We start from the raw sequence: 22,646 nt of genomic DNA, 5'->3' as shown, positions 1-22,646 counted from the left end.
GCGATTCCTCCTGGAGTTCGGGCTACGGATCAGGCCTGGGGTTCGGTCGGTGCTTCGCCTTCGGGCGTGGCGGTTTCGGCTTCGGGGCGGGCCGACTTGATCTCCTGCAGGCCCTCCGTGTTGCTCACCACTTCCTGCAGCAGCTTGTCGAGGTCGTCATTGCCATCGAGCTTGGTGAGCAGGTCGCGCAGGCGCTGGCGGGCCTCGAACAGGCGGCGCAGGGGAGTGATCTGCTTGACGATGTTGACCGGGTCGAAGTCGTCCATGTCCTTGAAGCGCAGCTCGACGTTGAGCTTGCTGCCGTCGCCGGTGATGGTGTTGTCCACCTGCAGGGTGGCGCGCGGTGCGATGGAGGAAAGGACCTGGTTGAAGTTGTCGCGGTCGATCTCGGTGAAGCGGCGCTCGATGAGCTTCGGCAGGGGTTGCTCGGGCTTGCCGGAGAGGTCGGCGAGGATGCCGACGACCAGTGGCAGTTCCTTCTTCTCGATGGCGTCGCCGATCTCGACGTCGTAGGTGATCTGTACGCGGGGCGGGCGAACCCGGTCCAGTTTGTGCTGCGTGCTTTCTGCCATGTTGGTGGGCTCCGGTGCATTGCCACGAGCGCAATGCATCGGACTGGTCCTGTCATCGCACTCCCTTGCTGGATCACGACGCGACAGGGGGGAACTACACGCAAGCCTGTCCTTGGCGATCCCTCTAGTTCGTCTGTCCGACGAACTACTCAGACACGCTAGAACAGGTCTATAAATTTGCAAACGCAAACCGGAATCAGACCACCATGAAGCAAGGACGTTTCATTTGTTGCGCGAAATCGTTGTGCCTGGCTGCTGCGATCTTGCTGGGAGGATGCTCCGATCTTCTTGGTCCCAAGGTCCAACTCGATGCCCTGACCCTGGACGTCGCCGCGCGTGCCAACGACGACACACCCATCGCGGTCGACTTCATCGCGGTGCGCGACCCCGAGCTGCTCAAGGTGCTTTCGGGCATCACGGCACGGCAGTGGTTCACCGAGCGCGAGCAGTTCCGTCGCGACTATCGCCAGCAGTTTTCGGTGTGGAGCCTGGAGCTGGTTCCGGGGCAATTCATGGAGGCTCGCGAGTTTCCATTGGCGGGTGATAGCGCGGCTGGACTTTTGGTCTTTGCCGGCTATAACACACCCGGTGCTCACCGCCTGAGGCTGGATGAGCAGAGCCGTGCCTGGCTCCGGTTCGATAGCAGGGAAATGCGCTTGCTGAGCGAGAACGAGCAGTGACGGAAGGCCCCTGAAGCAGCAGGGCGTCGAGCTCGCGACAACGTCGGACGTCGAAGGGGAGTGGTATGAAAGTTCTGCCTGACGCGGTGTGTTGGCACGAGGGCATGCAATTGCTGCCCCAGCATTTCCAGCTGCAAGGGTTGCGCGCCGAAGTCCTCGCTGCCCATTTCGCCCAAGCTGGCAATCCCTGGTTCTGGGGCATCTCCCAACTCGAACTCGATCCCGCCGCATTGAGCGCTGGCCTGGTGCGCGTGCTCGCCCTCGAAGCCATCCTGCCCGACGGCCTGCCGGTGAGCATCAAGCCCGGTGAAGGCACGGTACTGGAGCTGGATGTGAGCGCCGCCATCGCCCAGTCCGCGACCTCCAGCGCTACCGTTTTCCTTGCCGTCAATCCGCTCGGGCGTGGCGGCCAGGTACTGCCGCTGCGTGGCCGCCTGCAATCGGCGGTAGGCGACGCGGTTCCGGATCTGGCCAGCGGCGAACACCCCGAACCCATTCTGGTCTGGCGGCCTGCCGCGCGACTGGTGACCGAGACCGGTCGCGCGGATTCCGTCTGCCTGCCGGTGTTGCGCATCGCCAAGGAGGGCGGCGGGTTCGTCCTCCAATCCTATGTGGCACCGACGCCGCGCGTCCTGCCCGAATCCGTGCTCGGCCGCGCGGTTGCCGCCCTCTGTGCCCGCACACGGGAGAAATGCCTGTTCCTCGGCGGCCGCCTGAGGCAGGCGGAGCAGGCGGGCAATCATGATGATATGGCGGAGATTCGCCGCCAGCTCGCCGCGCTCTGGGCGCGATTGCCTGAGGTGGAGGCGGCGGTCAATAGCCGGGTCGCCGCACCGGACCGTCTACATGGTCTGCTGGTCGGAATGGCCGGCGCCTGGTGTGCGCTGGACCCGGTGGCCGGAGTGCCGGCTTTCGCGCCGCTGGATTACCTCGACCTCAAGCGCGGTTACGACGAAGTGCTCGAGTGGCTGGAGAACGCCCTGACCCGCGTGCGGGTCGGCTATCGCTGCTTGGTATTCGAGCAGGTGGAACAAGGTTTCACCATCCAGCTACCCGACCTCCAGTCCCGTCGCCAGCGCCTGGTGATCGGCCTGCGCATGCCGGCCGGCGCCGGTGAGCAGGCAGCTTCCTACTGGCTGGGGCAGGCCATCATCGCCGCCCAGGGCCAGGTACCCACCCTCGCTCGCCAGCGCATGAGTGGTTTGGCGCACCAATCCATGAGCCGCGCCGAGCAGGTCGCCTACAGCGTCGGGGAGGACACCCGGCTGTTCGTCGTCCAGGCTGCCGGAGAGTGGTTCGATCCCGAGCAGAAACTCTGCATCGTGGTGCCCGGCCAAGGCGTGCTGGTGGGGCCCTGGCAGGTGGTGTTGTTCGTCACCAATGCACACGAATTCGCCTGACCAGCCAAGGACGCGCAAATGCCGGAACGGAGTGTGGCCCTGTATCCGCCGGAGTTCGGTGAAGCACCCCTGAGCCTCGCGTTCCGTCAGGCCTGGCTGGAATGGCGTGACGCCTGGGACGAGCTGGAAGACGCCGACGACAGCGACGGCCAGTTGGTAGAGCGCACCGCCGAGACCGCCACGCGCATCGTTCGCCGTCTCTGGCGCAGCGCCTTTGCCAGCGTCGGCGAGCCGGCTGCGGCCCAGGTCAAGGCGATGGTCTACGCCTTCGTGGCGCTGCTGGACGAGACCCTGGTGTTCGGCAACTGGGCCGGACAGGTCACCTGGCAGGCGCGGCCGCTGGAGGCGCGGCTGTACGGCTCGCGCAATGCCGGTGAGCGTTTGCCCATGGCCATTCGCAGCCTTCTCAAGGAGCGCGCCCCGACCACCCGCGACCTCGCCAACGTCTACCTGCAATGCCTGGTGCTCGGGTTCCACGGCCAACTGCGCGGAGAGCGGGGCCAGGCCATGCACGAACGCTGGCGGCAGGCGTTGTTCACCTTCGCCTGGCAGCGCGAGCCTGCCGCAGCCGGCGCGCTGCAAAGCCTGGAACGTCCACTGCGCGCCGAGCCCTTGAGCCGACCCTTGCGCCGCGCATTGCCGGATGGCCTGCGCCTGGGGTTGGCGATTGCCGGCGTTGCGCTGCTGCTGACCGTAGTTGGGCATTGGCTATGGAGCGACATCGAGTCCGAGTTGGAGCCCGTCCTGCACCTGGCCGCCACCCTGGATGACGGGGAGCAGTCGGAATGAGCGGCTTCGCCATCGCCCTGATCGTCCTTGCGCTGCTCCTGCTCCTGGTCGCCCTCGCTGCACTCTGGTGGTGGCTGCGCACCCAATCCGGCGCGGCCATCCGCAGTTTCTATGCCGCCGTGCGCAAGATGGAACACGACCAGGGCAGCCAGGACCGGTATCAGACGCCGTGGTTGTTGCTGGTGGGCGATCCGCGTGAAGGCAGCCAGCTGTGTCCGGATTGGCAGTTGGCACCGGCCGGGCGGGCCGCCTGGTTCGGCCGCTGGTGGCTCGATCCCGACGGTTGCCTGCTGGTGGTGCCCCAAGGGCTGTTCCTGCCGGAGGAAGGCGGCACGGTGCCGGCCTTTGCCTGGCGTCGGCTGCTCGGCATGTTGCTGCGCCTGCGTGGGCAGCGGCCGCTGGACGGCGTGATCTGGACCATCCCGCTACCGCGCCTGCTGGACGATGCCCAACTGGCAGCCGATGCCATCGCCGCACGGCGGCGCTTCGGAGAAATGCTGCAGCGCCTGGGCCTGAGCTTGCCGATGCATGTTCTGGTCACGGGCCTCGAGGAAATGCCGGGGTTTCAGGAGCTGGTCGCTGCATTGCCGGAAGAGGGCGGTGAGCGTGCCTTGGGCTGGGCTTCCCCCTATGCGCTGGAGGCGGGCTGGCAGGGTTACTGGCTGGATGACGCCATCGACCAGGTGGTCCAGGGCGTGCAGGCGGCGATCCTCGAAGTGGCGGCCATCAAGGGCGAGTTGGGAGAAGACCTCTACCGACTGCCGGGCCAGTTGGATGGCTTGCGCGGCAATCTGCGCGCGCTGCTCGAACCGGTATTCCAGGGGAATGCGCAGGGTGAGGCGCCGCGTCTGAGGGGGCTCTATCTCGGTGCGGCGCAGGTGGTTGCCAGCGAAGACGAACCCTGGGAACTGAACACCCGCGAAGCGGCCCCGGTTCGCGGCGTGTTCACGCGATCGCTCTGGCGCCAGCGCTTTCTCGCGGAACACGGACTGGCTCAGGCGGTGCCGCGCATCCTGCGCCTGCGCCAGCGTTGGCAGCAGGTGGTGGCCGGCACGGCAGCGGTTGTCGGTGCCTTCTGGCTGCTCGGAATGCTCTGGGTATGGCATGACGGCCAGCGTGACGCCCGCGAGCTGACGCGTGTGTTGCAGGTGGCGCAGAACAACCATGTCACGCTGAAGGACCCGGCACGCAGCGAAGAGCAGGCGCGGCGCAACCTGCTGGGCTTCTGGCGCCTGCTGCAGGACGCGCCGCGCTGGCACTACGCTTCGCTGGTCTATCCCACCTCCTGGTTCTCTTCCCTCGATGGGCGCATGGACAACGTTCTCCGTTCCATGGCGCGCAGCGAGGCAATGCATCCCCTTGGGCAGTTGCAGCGCGCGGAACTGGACAAGCTCCTGGCGATACGCGTGGGCGATCGGCGCACCAGTGTCGAAGGCGAACAGCCAGAGGATTGGCCGAACTACGTCAAGGCGCGCAACCTGGCCTATGGTGCGTCCAGCCTGGCACAGCAAAACCGCCTGTTCGCCGATGTCCTGTCCGGTGACAAGGGCGTGCTGGAGCCCCTGGCGCAACTGGGCAACACCGCGCTCGGGCTGGACCTGAATACCGCCGACCTGCGCCGCCGCGCCTATTACGACCGCGTCTTGCGCGGCCTCGGCGGCCCCGGCCTGGCGCCGCTCGACCTGCAGTCCCAGCGTCAGGCCCTGAGCCAGCAGTATCAGGCCCTGATGAAGCTCTGGCTCACGCAATACTTCCTCGCCGACAACTTCGTGCGCCCGGCCGGGTACCTCAAAGTGCACCTGGAGAGCCTGCAAGGCGGGCAGGGCAACACACTGCCCGAACTGGAAGAGATCAACAGCCTGATCGATACCCTTGAAGACCTGATCGCCCTGACCAACTCCGCCTGGAGCCACAGCAACGGCGAGGAGCTTGTGCCGGGGTATCGCAACCACATGGAAACCGTGCGCCAGAACGGCCTGCTGGGCCCGGCCGTGGAGCAGAACCTCGAGGCCGAAGCGGGCCGCCTGCGCAAGGGTTTCCATGGGCAGTGGATCGCCAGCATCGGCACCCGCTCCAATCTGTTGCAACGCCAGGCCGGCGGCACGCTGACGCTGCAGGAGCACATCAGTGCCCTGGACAAGGCGATCAAGGGACTGCTCAAGCGCGACTTCGTCGTCGTGGCCCTGCGCCGCGATGCCGCTGAACCCGATCCACGGACGCTGCGCTATGTCGATTCGCGCGCACTGGCCCAGGCGCAGGGCTTCGTCGACAGCTATCGCGCCTTCGTCGGTCAGGAGCTGGCACAGATTCCGCCGGACTACCGCGAAGGCATGCTCAAGGCGGCTGGTGAAGCCGCGACGCGTGCCATCTGGGCCAGCCTGAGCGCTTCTGATCCACGTCCGCAGAGTGCTGCCAGCAAGGCCTTCGATGTTCCCGTGGAACAGGCCGGTCAGGTGCTGAATGCCCTGCTGACGCTCGACCGGGCCGACCTTGCCGGCGCGCTGCGCAGCCGACTGACCCGCATGGCCATGGCCGATGTCGATTCTGCCCTGGGCAACATCGATGCCTTGCCGGTGTTCACCCAGCGCTTCGACATCGACCAGTGGGATGGCGGCCGCAACCTCGGCCTGCAACTCTTCCGCTCCAGCGACGTGCAGGATCTGAAGAACAGCCTTGGCCAACAGTTCGCGGTCATCCTCTCCACCACCGAGGGGGCGGCGCCGGCGCTGAGCTGGCTCCAGGAGCAGACCGGGCTGTCCTTCGCCGAGCGGGACCGGATAGCGCGTCTTGCCGGCCTGAGCGAGGAAATGACCAAGTACAAGGCCCAGAACCCCACCAGCTCACCGGCGCTGTTCGAGCAGCTGGTCAGCCGCGATTTCGTCGAGATGGACATGGGTTCCTGCACCCAGGTGCTGGCCACCGCGACTCTTTCAACGGGCGTCGGTGACCTGGCCCGGCGTACGCACACATTGCGCGAGCGGGCCTCGCAGCGTTGCAGTCAGTTGCAGCAGCAGCGTGCCGCCCAGGCCTGGAACGATCTGGCGGACTACTTCAACCAGTACCTCGCGGACCGTTTCCCCTTCGCCTACAGCCTCCAGGCCGACGATGCCGACCCGGCACGCGTGCAGCACCTGGTGGAGTTGATCGACAGCCGCCTGGCGCAGGCTGAAGAGGGGCTGAAATGGAGCAACGCCAGCGACCGGCCGGCGGCGGAGGACTTCCTGGCCCGCCTGAAGCAGGCGCGAAGCTGGCTGGGGCCGCTGTTCCTGCGTGACCCGTCCGGCTCCCTGGGTGTCGAGTTGGACGTGCGCTGGCGTACCGATCGCGATGACGAACGCGGGGCCGACCAGGTGATCGCCTGGGGTCTGCATGCCGGCGACAAGCAGATCGGCTTCCCGGGAGAAGTGCAGCGTCTGCACTGGAACGTCGGCGATCCGGTGCAACTGTTGCTGCGCTGGGCCAAGGACGGCAGCCAGAGGCCGAGCATCGACCCCTTGCAGCCTAGCATGGCAGTGTCGGACCTGGAAGCCGGCTGGGAGTACCGCGGGCCCTGGGCACTGCTGCGCCTGATGCGTTCCCATGTCGTGCTGCAACGTCAGCCGAGCATGGATTACACCGATTTTCCGCTGACGCTGCAGGTGCCGGTGCGCGGTACCCCGAGCGGCAACCAGCAGGCGTTGATGTTCATGCGCGTTTCGCTGATGACCCAGGGCGGCAAGCTGCCGCTGTCGATCCAGCCCTTGCCGGTGAAGGCGCCGCGCTCGCCCTTCACCCATAGCCACAGCGCTTCCCTGGTCAGTACCGAGGCGACGCCATGAATCTGCCGATAACCGATGCGCCGACCAGCGAGCTGCTGGAGCCCATTTCCGACAGCCACCCTTGCGGCCCCAGCCTGCGCTACGACCCGGCCTGGGACCGTTTGAAGGAGCTACGCCGCGAAGACGACGCCAGCCTGCCGTCCGGCGTCTGGCAGGCGGACCTCAAGCGCGGCGACTGGGCCGCCGTGGAGCGCCTGGCCAGTGAACTGCTGCGGGAACGCAGCAAGGACCTGATGCTGGCTGCCTGGCTGGGTGAAGCCTGGCTCCTGCGCAGTGGGCTCGATGGCCTGACGCCGGCCCTGGGCCTGCTCGCCGGGCTCTGCGAGCGCTATCCGGAGGAATTGCATCCGCAGCCGGAAGACGGCGACCGCTCCTGGCGCGTAGCGCCGCTGGAGTGGATGGTGCGTCGCTACAGCGAAATCGTGTTGACCCGTTGTGCGTTGTTCGGTGCCGAGCATGCCGATCTTGCCCACCTGACCCTGCACGGCTGGCAGCAACTCCAGCAGCGCCAAGTGCAGGCCAGCGACAGCAAGGCGGACAAGGTCGCCGCCGAGGCGGCGCGGCTGGAGCAACGCAAGCTGGATGAAACCCTGAGGCAGATGCCGCCGGCGAGTTTCCTGCGCGTGCGCCAGGGGGCGGAGGCGAGCCTGGCCGAACTGAGGCGCCTGGACACCTGGAGTGACGGCTGGCTGGGTGACCTGGCCCCCAGCTTCGCGCCCTTGCAACAGCTCCTGAACCTCATCCACTCGCTCATGCAGGAGTTCGCGCCCATGCAATCCCAGACTCCGCCTGCGGTCGAGCCAGCTACCGAGACGGTGGCGACTCCAGTTGCTACTGCAGCGGAAGCCGCGCCGAACTTCAGTGGCACTCCGGGCAATCGCGAGGAAGCCTATCGCCAGCTGGCGCTGATCGCCGATTACCTGGCCCGCACCGAACCGCACAGCCCGGTGCCCTATGTGATCCGCCGCGCGGTGGAATGGGGCAACCAACCCCTGAGCAATCTGCTGGAAGAACTGATCACGGCGGATGCCGAATCTCGTCGCCTGTGGAAGCTGTTGGGTGTGCTCAAGTAGGGGAGAACCTGCGGTCCCCTGAGGCTCGAATGGAGAACCTTCGGTCCGCTCAGCGATTGAAATCGCTCCCACAGATTGAACACGGTGCCGGCCCTTTTGTGGGGGCGAATTCATTCGCCAAGGGCGGCGCAGCTGCCCCCTGAGGCACGGATGGCGAACCTTCGGTCCGCTTAGCGATTGAAATCGCCCCCACAGGGTCCGTGCCGGGGCTCGGTTTTTCCTTGTGGGGGCGAATTCATTCGCGAAAGGACAGCAAAGCTGTCCCCGCAGCCATCAGGTAGGTCTTCGACCTGCATCGCGATTGAAATCGCTCCCACAGATTGAACACGGTGCCGGCCTTTTTGTGGGGGCGAATTCATTCGCGAGAGGGCAGCTCAGTTGCCCCGGTCCAGCAAACAATCAACCGTCCACCAACACCTCAAACCCACCAAAGACCATCCGCTGGCCATCGAAAGGCATGGTGCTCGGGTCGGGTTTCATGCGCGGGTCTTCCATTGCTTTCTTCATGCCTTCATCCCTGGCTTGCTTGGACGGCCAGGTGATCCATGAGAAGACCACGGTTTCGCCTTCCTTCAACTTCACGGCCATGGGGAAGGACGTCACCTTGCCTTCAGGTACGTCATCGCCCCAGCATTCCACGACGCTCAGCGCGCCGTACTCCTTGAAGACGCCGGCGGCCATCTCGGCCAGCTTGCGGTAGGCCTCACGGCTGGCGGTAGGTACGGGTACCAGGAATCCATCTACGTAGCTCATATCCATTCTCCTTTCTGGATGGTGTGATAGGGCATTGCCTGTCGTATCCCGAGCGCGCAGGGATCACGCGCCCGACTCCCTAATGAGTCGATCTGGATAGCGTCGGTTCGACAGACTCGCCACGTGGATGGTGCTTGCGCCGACCAGCGGTCAATGCGCCGAGAGGCAAAATGGCGCAGTCCGATCAGGGTGGGTGCGGTGGTGCCGTGATTACTGCGGCCAAGAAAAAGCCCCGCCGAAGCGGGGCTTTTTGATTTCGCGAGGCTTACTTGCCGCGATTGTCGTACACGTGGCAGGCCTTGCCTTCGGAGCGCTTCAGCGAGTAGCTGGGGCGCAGGACGATGCGCGAGCTGATGCCGATGTAGGTCTTGATGTACTTGCCCAGCTCGTTGCACAGCGCCTGCTGCTGGCTTTCGCCCAGGCCGTCGTGCTCGTGCTTGAGTTCGACGTGGACTTCGATGCTGTCCAGGTTGCCGCTGCGGAACAGGTGGATCTCGTAGTTCTCGGACAGCTGCTTGACCTTCAGCACCTGCTCCTCGATCTGCGTCGGGAACACGTTCACGCCACGGATGATCAGCATGTCGTCGCTGCGGCCGGTGATCTTGTCCATGCGCCGCATCGGGCGCGCGGTGCCCGGCAGCAGGCGGGTCAGGTCGCGGGTGCGGTAGCGGATCATCGGCAGCGCTTCTTTCGACAGCGAGGTGAACACCAGCTCACCCATCTGGCCATCCGGCAGCACTTCACCGGTCACCGGGTCGATGATCTCGGGGTAGAAGTGGTCTTCCCAGATGGTCGGGCCGTCTTTGGTTTCCGCGCATTCCATGGCCACGCCCGGGCCCATGATTTCCGACAGGCCGTAGATGTCGAGGGCGGTGATGCCCATGCGCTCTTCGATGGCGCGGCGCAGCTCGGCGGTCCAGGGCTCGGCGCCGAAGATGCCGAGGCGCAGGGCAAGCTTGTGCGGGTCGATGCCCTGGCGCTCGATCTCGTCCGCCAGGTTCAGCATGTAGGACGGGGTAACCATGATGATGTCCGGCTGGAAGTCGCGGATCAGCTGGACTTGCTTCTCGGTCTGGCCGCCGGACATCGGGATCACGGTGCAGCCCAGGCGCTCGGCGCCGTAGTGGGCGCCCAGGCCGCCGGTGAACAGGCCGTAGCCGTAGGAGATGTGCACCTTGTCACCCTTGCGGCCACCGGCGGCGCGGATCGAGCGCGCGACCACGTTGGCCCAGGTGTCGATGTCGTTCTGGGTGTAGCCGACCACGGTGGGTTTGCCGGTGGTGCCGCTGGAGGCGTGGATACGCACGATCTCGCTCTGCGGCACGGCGAACATGCCGTAGGGGTAGTTATCGCGCAGGTCGTTCTTGCCGGTGAAGGGGAATTTCGCCAGGTCTTCCAGGGATTTCAGATCGTCCGGGTGCACGCCTTTTTCATCGAAGCGCTGGCGGTACAGCGGGACGTTCTCGTACGCGTGCTTGAGGCTCCAGCGCAGGCGCTCCAGTTGGTGCTGGCGCAGTTGGTCGACGCTGGCGGTCTCCATCGGGTCAAGCAAGGCGGTGTTGGCAATCATGTTCATAGTTCACTCGAATTGTTTTTGTACGGAAGCCGTAGGCTTCTGAGTGCTGACGGAGAGGATACTCCTCACCCGTTTTTCAGAGATTGGTTCTTGCGTTTCAGAGCCTTTCAATGATCAGGGCGATGCCCTGACCCACGCCGATGCACATGGTGCAGAGGGCGTAGCGGCCTTGACGTTCTTCCAGTTCGTGCAGCGCGGTGGTCACCAGGCGCGCACCGCTCATGCCCAGCGGGTGGCCGAGGGCGATGGCGCCGCCGTTGGGGTTCACGCGCGGATCGTTGTCGGACAGGCCCAGTTCGCGGAGGACGGCGAGGCCCTGGGCGGCGAAGGCTTCGTTGAGTTCGATGACGTCCATATCGGCCAGCGACAGGCCGGTCAGTTCCAGCACCTTGCGGGTCGCCGGTACCGGGCCGATGCCCATGATTCGCGGCTCGACGCCGGCGGTCGCCATGCCCACCACGCGGGCGCGGGCCTTGAGGCCGTGGGCCTTGGCCGCGGCGCTGCTGGCCAGCAGCAGGGCGCAGGCGCCGTCGTTCACGCCTGAGGCGTTGCCGGCGGTGACGCTGCCGCCCTGGCGGAACGGCGTGCCCAGCTTGGCCAGCTGTTCCAGGGTGGTGTCGCCGCGCGGGTGCTCATCCTGCTCGACGATCTTCGCCGGGCCTTTGCGCTGGGGAATCTCCACCGGGACGATTTCCTTCGCCAGTCGGCCATTGGCCTGGGCGGCGGCGGCGCGCTGCTGGCTGCGCAGGGCGAAGGCGTCCTGGTCTTCGCGGGAGATGTTGAATTGCTCGGCGACGTTCTCAGCGGTTTCCGGCATGGAGTCGATGCCGAACTCGCCCTTCATCAGCGGGTTGACGAAGCGCCAGCCGATGGTGGTGTCGAAGATTTCCGCCTGGCGGGAGAAGGCGCTGTCAGCCTTGCCCATCACGAAGGGTGCGCGGGACATGGATTCCACGCCACCGGCGATCATCAGGCCGGCTTCGCCGCAGCGCAGGGCACGGGCGGCGTTGCCGATGGCGTCCAGGCCGGAGCCGCAGAGGCGGTTCAGCGTGGTGCCGGGCACGGTCATCGGCAGGCCGGCGAGCAGGGCGGACATGCGAGCGACGTTGCGGTTGTCTTCGCCGGCCTGGTTGGCGCAGCCATAGATCACGTCGTCGATGGCGCTCCAGTCCAGTTCAGGGTTGCGCTGCATCAGGGCGCGCATGGGCACGGCGCCGAGGTCGTCGGCGCGCACCGCGGACAGGGCACCGGCGTAGCGGCCGATAGGCGTACGCACCGCGTCGATAATCAGGGCGTCATTCATCAGGGGTCTCCTGCGCGAGTACCGAGCCGCGCACTTTGTAGGACTTGCCGTGGAAGAGGGCGATCAATTGCCCGTTCTGGTTTTCGATGCGCACGTCGTAGTTGCCGGTGCGGCCGCTGCGGCTTTGCTCGATGGCCTGGGCGGTGAGGGTGTCGCCCAGGCGCGCCGGGGCCACGTAGTCGATGCTGCAGCCAATGGCGACGGTGGCCTCGTTGTAGGTGTTGCAGGCGAAGGCGAAGGCCGAGTCGGCCAGGACGAACAGGTAGCCGCCGTGGCAGGTGCCGTGGCCCTGCACCATGTCGTCGCGCACGCTCATGCCAACGCGGGCCTGACCGGGTGCCACGGAGAGCAGGCGCATGCCCATGGCCTGGCTGGCGTTGTCGCGCTCGAACAGCTCGCTGGCGCAGGCTTCGGCGAGGGAAAGGGCTTCGTGGTTAGTCACGGAAATTCCTCCCTTCGGCAACCTGGCGGCGCAGCAGCAGGGAAGGGCGGTAGCGCTCTTCGCCATAAGCCGCCTGGAGGTTTTCCAGGGTGCGCAGTACCACCGGCAGGCCAATGGCGTCGGCCCAGGCCAGTGGGCCTTGCGGATAGTTCACACCGGCACGCATGGCCAGGTCGATGTCGCCGGCCGAGCCCACGCCTTGCAGCACGGCATCGGCGCCTTCGTTGGCGAGCATGGACACGGTGCGCAGCACGGCGAGGCCGGGGATGTCGCTGAGCTGGCTGACCTTGAGGTCAGCGCGTTGCAGCAGCGCCACCACCAGGTCACGAGCCTGTTCCGAGGTGCCGGCGGCGCAAGCGATACCGAGGCGGCTGGCCTTGGCGTAGTCGAGGGCAAGGTCGATCAGCACCAGGTTGGTGATGCCGTCCTCGCGGGAACGTTGGCTGGCCAGGCGGCCGTCGGACAGGGCGATCACGGCGTCGCCGACTCGCAGCACGCCGGCGCCGTCACGACGGACCACCTTCACGCCGGCGTCTGCCAGGCGTTGCAGCAGCGGTTCGGCAACACCGAGGCTGCCTTCAACCACGCAGGATTCCACGCTGGCGTCGCTGGTCAGTTCGGCTGCTTGCGGGCGCTCGGCGCCTTCGGCGTAGCTGTAGAAACCGTGACCGCTCTTGCGGCCCAGGCGGCCGGCGTCCACCAGCTCCTTCTGGATCAGCGAGGGCTGGAAGCGGAAGTCGCCGTAGTAGGCATCGAACACCGAGCAGGTGACGGCGTAGTTGACGTCATGGCCGATCAGGTCGGTCAGTTCGAAGGCGCCCATGCGGAAGCCGCCCGCGTCACGCATCAGCGCGTCGAGGGTGGCGCAATCGGCGGCGCCTTCCTGCAGCAGGCGCAGGCTTTCGGCATAGAAGGGGCGCGCAACGCGGTTGACGATGAAGCCCGGAGTGGACTTGGTGTGTACCGGCTGCTTGCCCCAGGCCTTGGCGGTTTCGTACAGGCCTTCGGCCAGGTCGCGGTCGCTGGCGAGGCCGGAAACGATTTCCACCAGGGCCATCAGCGGCGCCGGGTTGAAGAAGTGCATGCCGACCACCCGGCCAGGATGCTTGAGGCCGGCAGCCAGGCTGGTGATGGACAGGGACGAAGTGTTGCTGGCGAGGATGCAATCCGCGCTGCACAGCTCTTCCAGCTGGCGCAGCAGGCCGCGCTTGACCTCCAGGTTCTCGACGATGGCTTCGATCACCAGGCTGGAATCGGTCAGGGCCTCGATGGCCTCAACCGGTTGCAGGCGGGCGACGATAGCGGCGCGGGCCTCGGCGGAGAGTTTGTTCTTCTCCACCAGACGGCCGAGTTGACGGTCGATGCCGTCGATGGCCTGGGCGGACGCACCGGGGCGGTTGTCATAGAGCTTGACCGGGTGGCCAGCATGGGCGGCGACCTGGGCGATACCGGCACCCATGGCGCCGGCGCCGATCACGGCGACAGGGGCGGAAGTGTGAAGGGCAGGCATGAGCTCAGCGTCCTTTGAAGGCCGGGGTGCGCTTTTCCATGAAGGCGCTGACGCCTTCACGGTAGTCCTCGCTGCGGCCGGCAAGGCGTTGCAGGTCGCGTTCGACGTCCAGTTGCTCGTCGAAGCTGTTGTTCAGGCTGGCATTGAGGCTGCGCTTGATCAGGGCCAGGCCGTAGGTGGGCTGGGTGGCCAGGTGGCGGGCGAGCTTCAGTGCTTCTTCGCGGAGGCTGGCGTCGTCCACCACACGGTAGATCAGGCCCCACTGCTCGGCCTGCTCGGCGGTCAGACGGTCACCCAGCAGGGTCAGGGCCTTGGCGCGGGCCATGCCGACCAGGCGGGGGAGGGTCCAGGTGCCGCCGGAATCCGGGATCAGGCCGATCTTGCAGAAGGCCTGGATGAAGCTGGCGGAACGGCCGGCCAGGACCAGGTCGCAGGCCAGCGGAATGTTGGCGCCGGCGCCGGCGGCCACGCCATTGACCGCGCAGATCACCGGCAGCGGCAAGTCGCGCAGGGCGCGGATCAGCGGGTTGTAGAACTTCTCGATGGACTCGCCCAGGTCCGGCGCGGCAGCACCGGGGGCCACGTTGCGGTCGCCCAGGTCCTGGCCAGCGCAGAAGCCACGGCCTTCACCGGTGAGCAGAAGGACGCGGACCTCGGGGTTCTGGCGCACCTGCTTGAGGGCTTCGCGGACTTCGCCATGCATCTTGGCGTTGAAGCTGTTCAGCTGCTCCGGGCGGTTGAGGCTGAGGGTGGCAACGCCAGCCTCGATGGAAAACAGGATGTGCTCGAAGTTCATGGCTCTGGCGCTCTATGGAGTTCGAAGGAGTGGGCGGTCAGTGCTTACTGGCCGGTGAATTCGGGGCGGCGCTTTTCCTGGAAGGCGCGGATGCCTTCCTCGCGGTCGCGGGTGCCGGCCAGCAGGGTGAAAGCGTGGCGCTCGAAGCGCAGGCCGCTGGCCAGATCGGTGTCTTCGGCCTTGAGCAGTGCTTCCTTGGCGAGACGCACCGCCAGCGGTGCCTTCTGGGCGATGACACGGCCGATGGCGATAGCGCGCTCGACGGTGAACTCGGGTTGGGTCACTTCGCTGACCAGGCCGGCGCGCTGGGCGTGGCGAGCGTCGATGGCTTCGCCGGTGAGCACCATCTGCATGGCCAGGGATTTGCCGACCGCGCGCAGCAGGCGCTGGGTACCGCCGGCACCGGGCATGATCCCGAGGTTGATCTCCGGCTGGCCGAAGCGGGCGTCTTCGCCGGCGATGAGGATGTCGGCGTGCATGGCCAGCTCGCAGCCGCCGCCCAGGCAGAAGCCATTGATGGCGGCGATCAGCGGCTTGCTGAAACGGGTGATGCGCTGCCAGTGGGCCAGGCGCGGGTCATTGAGGATGCCTACCAGGTCGCGCTCGGCCATTTCCTTGATATCGGCGCCGGCGGCGAAAGCCTTGCGGCTGCCGGTGATGACCACGACGCGGGTCTCGGCGTCCTGCTCGGCGGCGTCCAGTTCGGCGGCCAGCTCACCCAGCAGCTCGGTATTGAGCGCGTTGAGCGCTTCCGGGCGCTGCAGGGTGATCAGACGGACACCCTGCTCGGGCGGCAGGACAGCAAGGGTACGAGGCATGTCGACTCTTCCTCAGGTGCACGCGCGGCCTTTGCGAGCCGCTCTTATAAGTGGGTTCGGGGTGGAGTCCGTTCCTGTGTCTGCCGCGCTGAGGGCGGGGCGACTTTGGCCGGAGTATAACCACAAAGCGATACAAAACAAGAATGATGGATATGATTTATGTGTCTCATGCTGCCTGTCTTTACTACCAAAGGACAGATTGCCAGGCGCTGTTCAGTGCATGTGAGCGCCGTATTTTCTGGGGTTTATCGCCGTTTTAGGGTGCGAAAGACGTGCCGATGACCGGTCGTCATCTGATACAGGCACTGAAGCTTTAATGTTGCAGAATGATGTGATACAAAATTCACCATCAAGCGAATCGCTTTGCGCCACCTTGTGGTTTCATCTTGTCTGTTGAGGAGTTCTTCCATGTCGACCACTGCCCGCGCCGCCGCCCTCGAGCTGTTCGAGCACCATCGCGGCACCCTCGAGCGCGCCGTCCAGGCCATCAGCGAGCGCGGCTACTGGTCGCCCTTCCCGGAAAGCCTCAAGCAGTACCCGGAAGAAGCAGTGAAGGGGGCCCAGGCCGCCTTCGAGGCGTTGCTGGGTCAGCACTTCGTCCTGGAGGGGCCGCAATCTGTCGGTCGCGCGGGTGCCGAGCGTTCGCCCTATGGCTTCGATCTGAATGTGAGCTACGACCAGTACGACGCCGACGCGCTGCTTTCGCGCCAGCAGGCTGCGCTACCGGCCTGGCGAGATGCCGGCCCGAAAGCGCGGGTCGGTGCGTGCCTGGAAATCCTCCAGCGCCTGAACGCCCTCAGCCCGACACTGGCCCATGCCGTGATGCACACCAGCGGCCAGGCCTACATGATGGCCTTCCAGGCCGGCGGTCCCCACGCGCAGGACCGTGGCCTGGAAGTGCTGGCCTATGCCTGGCGCGCCATGGCCGAGGTGCCGGAAGCGGCGCGCTGGACCAAACCCCAGGGCAAGCAGGACCCGCTGGTCCTGGACAAGCGCTGGCACATCGTTCCGCGCGGCCTGTCGCTGGTGATCGCCTGCTCGACATTCCCCACCTGGAACACCTATCCCGGCCTGTTCGCCAGCCTCGCTACCGGCAACCCGGTACTGGTCAAGGCGCACCCGGGCTCCATCCTGCCGGTGGCCATGAGCGTCAAGGTCGCCCAGGACGTGTTGGCTGAACTGGGCTTCGATCCGGCCCTGGTCAGCCTCGTGGTGGACACCCCGGAAGCACCCGTAAGCCAGCGCCTGGCCCTGGACCCGCGCGTCAAGCTGGTGGACTTCACCGGCTCCAGCGCTTTCGGCAACTGGCTGGAAGACAACGCCCGCCAGGCCCAGGTCTTCACCGAGAAGGCCGGCATCAACAGCGTGATCATCGACAGCGTGCGCGACATCAAGGCCGTGGCGCGTAATCTCGCCTTCTCCCTGAGCCTCTATTCGGGACAGATGTGCACCACCACCCAGGCCATCTACGTGCCGCGCGGTGGTATCCGCAACGGTGACGAGCAACTGAGCTTCGACGAGGTCGCCCAGACGCTGGCCAGCGCTGTGCGCAGCTTCCTCACCGACAACGAGCGTGCCTGTGCGGTAATCGGCGCCATCCAGTCCGAGGCCACCGCCCAACGCATCCAGGCTTGCCGCCAACTGGGCGAGGTGTTGCTGGACAGCGAGGCCCGCGAGCATCCGCAGTTCCCCGGCGCGCGCGTCCATACGCCCCTGCTGCTGAAGGTGGATGCCGCCGACCGCGATGCCTATTCCGAAGAACGCTTCGGCCCCATCGCCTTCGTCATTGCCACTGACGACACCGCGCACAGCCTGCGCCTGGCCGGTGAGGTGATCGCCGAGAAGGGCGCTCTGACCCTGGGCGTGTACTCCACTGACGAGGCGGTTCTGGACCAGGCCGAGCAACTGTCCCAGGACGTTGCCGTGGCGCTGTCGGTCAACTTCGACGGCGGTGTGTTCGTCAACCAGTCCGCGGCCTTCAGCGACTTCCATGCCAGTGGCGGCAACCCGGCGGCGAACGCCTCGATCACCGATGGTGCCTTCGTCGCCCGTCGCTTCGTCACCGTGCAGAGCCGCCGCCACGGCGCGGCGTGAGCCTATAAGAAGAAGGAGCCCTGCGATGACCTGCTACAGCCTCGATGGATTGACCCCGGTGGTGCATCCCACCGCCTATGTGCACCCCAGCGCCGTGCTGATCGGTGACGTGATCATCGGGCCGGGCTGTTACGTCGGTCCCCTGGCCAGCCTGCGGGGCGACTTCGGCCGGATCATCCTGGAGGAGGGCGCCAACATCCAGGACACCTGCGTGATGCACGGCTTTCCCGAGAGCGACACCGTGGTCGAGCGCAATGGCCACATCGGCCACGGTGCCGTATTGCACGGCTGCCGCATCGGTGAAGACGCGCTGGTAGGAATGAACGCGGTGGTGATGGACGGCGCGCGGATCGGTGCGCGCTCCTTCGTTTCCGCCACCGCCTTCGTCAAGGCCGGCTTCAGCTGCGAAGCGCAGTCCCTGGTGATGGGCGCTCCGGCGCAGGTCAAGCGCAGCCTGAGCGACGAAGAAGTGGCCTGGAAACAGGCCGGTACCCGCGAATACCAGCAACTGGCCCAGCGTTGCCTGGCCAGCCTGGAAGTCTGCGAGCCCCTCGCCGAGGTGGAGACAGACCGGCCGCGCATAGCCGATCGTGGGGTGCGTCCGAAAGGTACTTCGTCGCAATGAGTGCGGTCTTCGCACACCGGGGGCGTTCCCCGATGGTCATGCCGATAAGCCTGCGGGTATATTCGGCATCTTTTTCGTTTCCAGCATGCCCATGACTTCGCTCGTGCCCTTGGATCAACTCGTCACCCGCTTCCAGCAGCAGACGCCCATTCGTGCCAGTTCGCTGATCATCACCCTCTACGGCGATGCCATCGAACCGCACGGCGGCACAGTCTGGCTGGGTAGCCTGATCCAGTTGCTGGAGCCCATGGGCATCAACGAGCGGCTGATCCGTACCTCCATCTTCCGCCTGACCAAGGAAGGCTGGCTGAGCGCCGAGAAGGTTGGCCGGCGCAGCTACTACAGCCTGACCGGCACCGGCCGTCGGCGGTTCGAGAAGGCTTTCAAGCGGGTGTACAGCTCCAGCGTCCCGGCCTGGGATGGCGCCTGGTCCCTGGTGATGCTGTCCCAGTTGCCCCAGGACAAGCGCAAACAGGTGCGTGAAGAGCTGGAGTGGCAAGGTTTTGGTGCGATTTCGCCCACCGTGCTGGCCAACCCACGCTGCGACCGGGTGGACCTGACCGCCACCCTGCAGGAACTGGATGCCGTTGAAGACAGCATCATCTTCGAGACCCGTTCCCAGGACGTGCTGGCCTCCAAGGCCCTGCGCATGCAGGTTCGCGAGAGCTGGAACATCGATGAGCTGGGTACGCACTACAGCGAGTTCATCCAGCTGTTCCGCCCGCTCTGGCAAGCGCTGCGCGAGCAGGAAAACCTGCAGCCGGCCGACTGCTTTGTGGCCCGAACCTTGCTGATCCACGAATACCGCAAATTGCTGCTGCGTGACCCGCAACTGCCCGATGAGCTCCTTCCGGGCGATTGGGAAGGCCGCGCGGCGCGCCAGCTTTGCCGCAATATCTACCGCCTCATCTTCGCCAAGGCAGAGGAATGGCTGAACGCGGCACTGGAAACCGCGGATGGTCCGTTGCCTGATGCCGGAGAGAGCTTCTATCAGCGATTCGGTGGATTGAGGTAAAGCAGTCGCCCCAAGCGGGCGGCAGTCACGGACGAGGTGAACCCGGCAGCGCCGGATAACAAGAACAACGCCTAGCGTGAGGCTGAGAAAGCCATGATGAGTGCACAATCAGTGAGGGCAGACCGCTTCGACGAGTGGCTGCAAGGTATCAACCAGGTCTGCGGACGCTTCGGCGCCAAGCTGCTTGGCTCGGAGTTTTCCGGCTCGATCCGCGAGTACAAGGCCGGTGCCATCAAGCTGAGCTTCGTGGACGTGGCCCAGGCGCGCCTGTACCGCACCCCGAAGGAAGTGGCGCAGAGCGAAGGCAAGCATTTCTACCTGGCCTTCCAGCTGGCCGGCCGCGCAGGCATGGAGCAGGGCGGTAACAGCATCGAGCTGGCGCCGGGTGACATCACCCTGATCGACTCCACCCTGCCCAGTGATTTCGTTTATCACGAGAATTCCCGCCAGCTTTCGCTGATCGTGCCGCGCCACATCGTCGAGCAGGGCCTGCGCTTCACCGGCGTGCGCTGCGCCCAGCGCATTCCGGCCAGCTCGCCAGTGGCGGTGATGGCCAACCGGCTGATCATCGAATCAACCCGCCAGGACAGCCTCAGCCTGCCCGAGAGCGAGGCCACCCTGGAGGCGATGATCAGCCTGCTGCGCCCGGCCCTGGGCGCCGCCGAAGTCGAGCAGGATGCCCACGAGCGACTGTTCCGCAAGACCCTGCGCTTCATCGACGAGAACATCTGCGCCGAAGAACTCTGCCCGGAAACCATCGCCCGCGAGGTGGGGGTTTCGGTGCGTGGCCTCTATCGCATGTTCGCCAAGAAGGGCCTGGTGGTGGCGCAATACATCAAGAACCGCCGCCTGGACTTCTGCGCCGAGAGCCTGCGTCACTCCAGTGGCGAGCAGAAGCTATCCGCCCTTGGCTACGCCTGGGGTTTCACCGATTCCAGCTACTTCTCCACGGCCTTCAAGGCACGTTTCGGCGTATCCCCCAGCGAGTACCGCAAGCAGTACAGCCAGGGTTGATCGCGATCCGCTCAGGGGCGATCTCCCTGTAGGGGCGATTTCAATCGCCAAGGGCAGCGCAGCTGCCCCTGAGGCAGGACTGCGTCCTGCTCAGCGAATGAATTCGCCCCCACAGGTGCTGGGCCAGCCCCCCGACATTCCGGCTTGCCTGCCTTTTTTGTGGGAGCGATTTCAATCGCGATGGGCAGCGCAGCTGCCCCCTGGGGCCTTAGGGCAGGACTGTGTCCTGCTTAGCGAATGAATTCGCCCCCACAGGTGTTTACCAGCCCCTCGGCGTTCCGGCTTGGTCTTCTTTTTGTGGGGGCGATTTCAATCGCGATGGGCAGCGCAGCTGCCCCCTGGGGCCTTGGGGCAGGACTGCGTCCTGCTTGGCGAATGAATTGGCCCCTACGGGTGTTTATCGCCCGCCCCCCGGCCTGTCTGGCAGCCCTGCCAACACGACTGGCACAGACAAAAAAACCTCGATCCCCTCCAGCGCCGAGAATCCGGACATCGGCCCTGCTTCCGCGCGTGCCGTCGTGGTTGCGCGGGCGGGCTTGTGATGATCGAGGTAGCAAGTCGATGTACAAACACAACAAGGGGCTGCTGTTCGGCGTATTGTCGCTGCTGATGGCCCAGTCGGCGCTGGCGGCGGATTGCGCGCCGGAACAGGTGCAGAAGGGCGAGGCGCTGTTCGGCAGCGACTGCTCGGTGTGCCATTCGGCCAAACAGGGTGGCCCGGCCATGATGGGTCCCAACCTGCACGGCCTGTATGGCCGCAAATCCGGCAGCCTGGCCGGTTTCAGCTACTCCCAGGCGATGAAGACCAAAGCGGTGGAATGGAAGCTGGACAGCCTGGAGCAGTTCATCGCCCAGCCCCAGTCCTTCGTCGCCGGCACCTACATGCCCTATGCCGGGATGGCCGACGTCGACGGGCGTCGCGCGGTCGGCTGCTTCCTGGGCGCACAGAAATAATGATGGTGCCGGGCAGGCGCCCGGCCCACGAATGAAGAGGATCGAGCATGAGCAAGGTTGAAATCCTGCCGCAGGTCGCGGCATTCCTGGAGCGTCGCCACGGCTGCTTCATCGACGGTCAATGGGTGCTGCCGGAAGGCGCGACCACCCCGGTACTGAACCCCGCCACCGGCGAAGCCATCTCCCACGTGCCCGACGCGCCGCTGGAGTACCTGGATCGCGCTGTGAAGTCCGCCCACCAGGCGTTCAAGTCCCGCGTGTGGTCCGGCCTGCGTCCGGCCGACCGCGAGCGTATCCTGCTGCGTTTCGCCACCCTGGTGGAAGAGAACGCGGAAGAACTGGCCCAGCTGGAAACCCTGAGCCAGGGCAAGTCGATCAACATGTCGCGCATGCTGGACGTCGGCGCCACTGTCGAGTTCATGCGCTACATGGCCGGCTGGGCGACCAAGATCGAAGGTCAGACCATGGACGTGTCCATCCCGATCCCGCCGGGCTCGCGCTTCACCGCCTTCGCTCGTCGTGAGCCGGTGGGCGTGGTTGCCGGCATCGTGCCGTGGAACTTCCCGCTGATGATCACCACCTGGAAGGCCATGCCGGCGCTGGCTACCGGCTGCACCGTGGTCATCAAGCCCGCCAGCGAAACCCCGCTGACCGCCCTGCGCCTGGCCGAACTGGCCTTCGAAGCGGGCATCCCGGCCGGCGTGTTCAACGTCGTCACCGGCGGCGGCAGCACCGTGGGCAACGCCCTGGCGTCGCACCCGCTGATCAGCAAGGTGTCCTTCACCGGTTCCACCGCCGTGGGCAAGAGCGTCGGCGTGGCCTGCATGGAGAACATGACCCGCTTCGCCCTGGAGCTGGGTGGCAAGAACCCGATGATCCTGCTGGCCGATGCCGATGTGGAGAAGGCCGTGCAGGGCGCGCTGCTCGGCGGCCTGCTGAACAACGGCCAGGTCTGCGCCGCGGCCTCGCGCTTCTACGTGCACCAGTCCATCTACGAGCCTTTCGTTCAGGGTCTGGCCGCTGCGGTGAAGGGCCTGTCCATCGGTCCGGGCATGGACCAGGACGCGGCGATCAACCCGCTGGTGTCATTCAAGCAGCAGCAGAACGTGCTCAAGCACATCGACCTGGCCCGCCAGGAAGGCGCCCGCGTGGTCGCCGGTGGCGAGCGTCTGGAAGGCGACGGCTTCTTCGTCCAGCCCACTGTGCTGGCCGACGTGAACCACGAGATGACCGTGTCGCGCGAGGAAGTCTTCGGCCCGGTGCTGTCGGTGATCCCCTTCACCGATGAGGACGCCATGATCGAACTGGCCAACGACAGCGTGTACGGCCTGGCCGCCAGCCTGTGGACCAACGACCTGTCCAAGGCGATGAACCTGGTTCCGCGCATCGAGGCCGGCACCGTGTGGGTCAACGC

Annotated in this window: 19 protein-coding genes; 11 read left to right on the top strand and 8 right to left on the bottom strand. The window is 65.7% G+C overall.

Features of this window, described 5'->3' with window-relative positions; translation table 11 throughout:
* Positions 1 to 29: 29 nt before the first annotated feature.
* Positions 30 to 572 carry a type VI secretion system contractile sheath small subunit gene (gene tssB / locus DM872_RS28720; protein ID WP_179062585.1) on the bottom strand — a complete coding sequence of 181 codons (543 nt, stop codon included), beginning with the start codon at positions 570 to 572 and terminating at the stop codon, positions 30 to 32.
* A gap of 206 nt (positions 573 to 778) precedes the next feature.
* Here tssB and DM872_RS28715 point away from each other — a divergent pair, with 206 nt between their 5' ends.
* The 5 genes from DM872_RS28715 (at position 779) to tssA (ending at position 8,332) form a co-directional block, all read left to right on the top strand.
* Positions 779 to 1,252 carry a type VI secretion protein gene (locus tag DM872_RS28715; RefSeq protein WP_179062584.1) on the top strand — a complete coding sequence of 158 codons (474 nt, stop codon included), beginning with the start codon at positions 779 to 781 and terminating at the stop codon, positions 1,250 to 1,252.
* Positions 1,253 to 1,317: 65 nt separating this feature from the next.
* Complete coding sequence (gene tssK, locus DM872_RS28710) at positions 1,318 to 2,652, top strand: type VI secretion system baseplate subunit TssK (RefSeq protein WP_179062583.1); 1,335 nt, start codon at positions 1,318 to 1,320, stop codon at positions 2,650 to 2,652.
* An 18-nt stretch (positions 2,653 to 2,670) separates the two neighbouring features.
* Positions 2,671 to 3,441, top strand: coding sequence for a DotU family type IV/VI secretion system protein (locus DM872_RS28705; RefSeq protein ID WP_179062582.1), 771 nt, complete (start codon positions 2,671 to 2,673; stop codon positions 3,439 to 3,441).
* Entirely contained in the window at positions 3,438 to 7,259 is a 3,822-nt protein-coding gene (locus tag DM872_RS28700) for a type VI secretion system protein (protein ID WP_179062581.1), read from the top strand. Before DM872_RS28705 ends, DM872_RS28700 begins: the two co-directional genes overlap by 4 nt.
* A complete protein-coding gene (gene tssA, locus DM872_RS28695) occupies positions 7,256 to 8,332 on the top strand; it encodes a type VI secretion system protein TssA (RefSeq protein WP_179062580.1) in 1,077 nt (358 codons plus the stop codon). The genes DM872_RS28700 and tssA overlap by 4 nt, the downstream gene beginning before the upstream one ends.
* A 399-nt stretch (positions 8,333 to 8,731) precedes the next feature.
* Here the strand turns inward: tssA and DM872_RS28690 are convergent, their stop codons facing one another.
* From DM872_RS28690 to paaF, 7 genes are all read right to left on the bottom strand, one after another.
* Positions 8,732 to 9,085, bottom strand: a complete 354-nt coding sequence (locus DM872_RS28690) for a DUF1428 domain-containing protein (RefSeq protein ID WP_179062579.1) — start codon at positions 9,083 to 9,085, stop codon at positions 8,732 to 8,734.
* Positions 9,086 to 9,350: 265 nt separating this feature from the next.
* On the bottom strand, positions 9,351 to 10,661 hold the full coding sequence (paaK, locus tag DM872_RS28685) for a phenylacetate--CoA ligase PaaK (protein ID WP_179062578.1): 1,311 nt from the start codon (positions 10,659 to 10,661) through the stop codon (positions 9,351 to 9,353).
* Positions 10,662 to 10,758: 97 nt separating this feature from the next.
* Positions 10,759 to 11,964: a 3-oxoadipyl-CoA thiolase gene (gene pcaF, locus DM872_RS28680; RefSeq protein ID WP_179062577.1), complete on the bottom strand. Its 1,206-nt coding sequence runs from the start codon at positions 11,962 to 11,964 to the stop codon at positions 10,759 to 10,761.
* Positions 11,957 to 12,406, bottom strand: a complete 450-nt coding sequence (gene paaI, locus DM872_RS28675) for a hydroxyphenylacetyl-CoA thioesterase PaaI (RefSeq protein WP_179062576.1) — start codon at positions 12,404 to 12,406, stop codon at positions 11,957 to 11,959. Before paaI ends, pcaF begins: the two co-directional genes overlap by 8 nt.
* The gene (paaH, locus tag DM872_RS28670; RefSeq protein ID WP_179062575.1) at positions 12,399 to 13,916 is read right to left on the bottom strand and encodes a 3-hydroxyacyl-CoA dehydrogenase PaaH; all 1,518 of its coding nucleotides are present in this window, start codon (positions 13,914 to 13,916) and stop codon (positions 12,399 to 12,401) included. The genes paaI and paaH overlap by 8 nt, the downstream gene beginning before the upstream one ends.
* Positions 13,917 to 13,920: 4 nt before the next feature.
* Entirely contained in the window at positions 13,921 to 14,712 is a 792-nt protein-coding gene (paaG, locus tag DM872_RS28665) for a 2-(1,2-epoxy-1,2-dihydrophenyl)acetyl-CoA isomerase PaaG (protein ID WP_179062574.1), read from the bottom strand.
* A 44-nt stretch (positions 14,713 to 14,756) separates the two neighbouring features.
* Positions 14,757 to 15,530, bottom strand: coding sequence for a 2,3-dehydroadipyl-CoA hydratase PaaF (gene paaF, locus DM872_RS28660; RefSeq protein ID WP_077526243.1), 774 nt, complete (start codon positions 15,528 to 15,530; stop codon positions 14,757 to 14,759).
* 408 nt (positions 15,531 to 15,938) lie between these two features.
* Here paaF and paaN point away from each other — a divergent pair, with 408 nt between their 5' ends.
* The 6 genes from paaN to DM872_RS28630 form a co-directional block, all read left to right on the top strand.
* On the top strand, positions 15,939 to 17,624 hold the full coding sequence (gene paaN / locus DM872_RS28655; protein WP_179062573.1) for a phenylacetic acid degradation protein PaaN: 1,686 nt from the start codon (positions 15,939 to 15,941) through the stop codon (positions 17,622 to 17,624).
* Positions 17,625 to 17,649: 25 nt separating this feature from the next.
* Positions 17,650 to 18,249: a phenylacetic acid degradation protein PaaY gene (gene paaY / locus DM872_RS28650; RefSeq protein ID WP_179062572.1), complete on the top strand. Its 600-nt coding sequence runs from the start codon at positions 17,650 to 17,652 to the stop codon at positions 18,247 to 18,249.
* Between the two features lie 91 nt (positions 18,250 to 18,340).
* Positions 18,341 to 19,264 carry a phenylacetic acid degradation operon negative regulatory protein PaaX gene (gene paaX, locus DM872_RS28645; protein ID WP_179062571.1) on the top strand — a complete coding sequence of 308 codons (924 nt, stop codon included), beginning with the start codon at positions 18,341 to 18,343 and terminating at the stop codon, positions 19,262 to 19,264.
* Positions 19,265 to 19,357: 93 nt separating this feature from the next.
* Entirely contained in the window at positions 19,358 to 20,278 is a 921-nt protein-coding gene (gene feaR, locus DM872_RS28640; RefSeq protein WP_179062570.1) for a transcriptional regulator FeaR, read from the top strand.
* A 561-nt stretch (positions 20,279 to 20,839) separates the two neighbouring features.
* Positions 20,840 to 21,232 (top strand): c-type cytochrome, encoded by a 393-nt coding sequence (locus tag DM872_RS28635; RefSeq protein WP_179062569.1) that lies wholly within the window; start codon positions 20,840 to 20,842, stop codon positions 21,230 to 21,232.
* A gap of 47 nt (positions 21,233 to 21,279) precedes the next feature.
* Positions 21,280 to 22,646 (top strand): aldehyde dehydrogenase family protein (locus tag DM872_RS28630; protein WP_179062568.1); only part of this gene is annotated, 1,367 nt, incomplete at its 3' end.

Source organism: Pseudomonas taiwanensis (assembly GCF_013393345.1).
Taxonomy (GTDB): domain Bacteria; phylum Pseudomonadota; class Gammaproteobacteria; order Pseudomonadales; family Pseudomonadaceae; genus Metapseudomonas; species Metapseudomonas resinovorans_C.
The sequence above is the reverse complement of the archived record's forward strand: the minus strand, read 5'-3'. Positions and strand labels throughout refer to the sequence as shown.

Coding starts and splice junctions, on each gene's coding strand:
- paaH (WP_179062575.1), bottom strand. CDS start 13,916: ATGCCTGCCCTTCACACTTCCGCCCCTGTCGCCGTGATCGGCGCCGGC.
- tssB (WP_179062585.1), bottom strand. CDS start 572: ATGGCAGAAAGCACGCAGCACAAACTGGACCGGGTTCGCCCGCCCCGC.
- paaY (WP_179062572.1), top strand. CDS start 17,650: ATGACCTGCTACAGCCTCGATGGATTGACCCCGGTGGTGCATCCCACC.
- paaG (WP_179062574.1), bottom strand. CDS start 14,712: ATGAACTTCGAGCACATCCTGTTTTCCATCGAGGCTGGCGTTGCCACC.
- DM872_RS28635 (WP_179062569.1), top strand. CDS start 20,840: ATGTACAAACACAACAAGGGGCTGCTGTTCGGCGTATTGTCGCTGCTG.
- DM872_RS28690 (WP_179062579.1), bottom strand. CDS start 9,085: ATGAGCTACGTAGATGGATTCCTGGTACCCGTACCTACCGCCAGCCGT.
- paaX (WP_179062571.1), top strand. CDS start 18,341: ATGACTTCGCTCGTGCCCTTGGATCAACTCGTCACCCGCTTCCAGCAG.
- tssK (WP_179062583.1), top strand. CDS start 1,318: ATGAAAGTTCTGCCTGACGCGGTGTGTTGGCACGAGGGCATGCAATTG.
- feaR (WP_179062570.1), top strand. CDS start 19,358: ATGATGAGTGCACAATCAGTGAGGGCAGACCGCTTCGACGAGTGGCTG.
- DM872_RS28705 (WP_179062582.1), top strand. CDS start 2,671: ATGCCGGAACGGAGTGTGGCCCTGTATCCGCCGGAGTTCGGTGAAGCA.
- tssA (WP_179062580.1), top strand. CDS start 7,256: ATGAATCTGCCGATAACCGATGCGCCGACCAGCGAGCTGCTGGAGCCC.
- DM872_RS28700 (WP_179062581.1), top strand. CDS start 3,438: ATGAGCGGCTTCGCCATCGCCCTGATCGTCCTTGCGCTGCTCCTGCTC.
- DM872_RS28715 (WP_179062584.1), top strand. CDS start 779: ATGAAGCAAGGACGTTTCATTTGTTGCGCGAAATCGTTGTGCCTGGCT.
- paaN (WP_179062573.1), top strand. CDS start 15,939: ATGTCGACCACTGCCCGCGCCGCCGCCCTCGAGCTGTTCGAGCACCAT.
- paaF (WP_077526243.1), bottom strand. CDS start 15,530: ATGCCTCGTACCCTTGCTGTCCTGCCGCCCGAGCAGGGTGTCCGTCTG.
- pcaF (WP_179062577.1), bottom strand. CDS start 11,964: ATGAATGACGCCCTGATTATCGACGCGGTGCGTACGCCTATCGGCCGC.
- paaK (WP_179062578.1), bottom strand. CDS start 10,661: ATGAACATGATTGCCAACACCGCCTTGCTTGACCCGATGGAGACCGCC.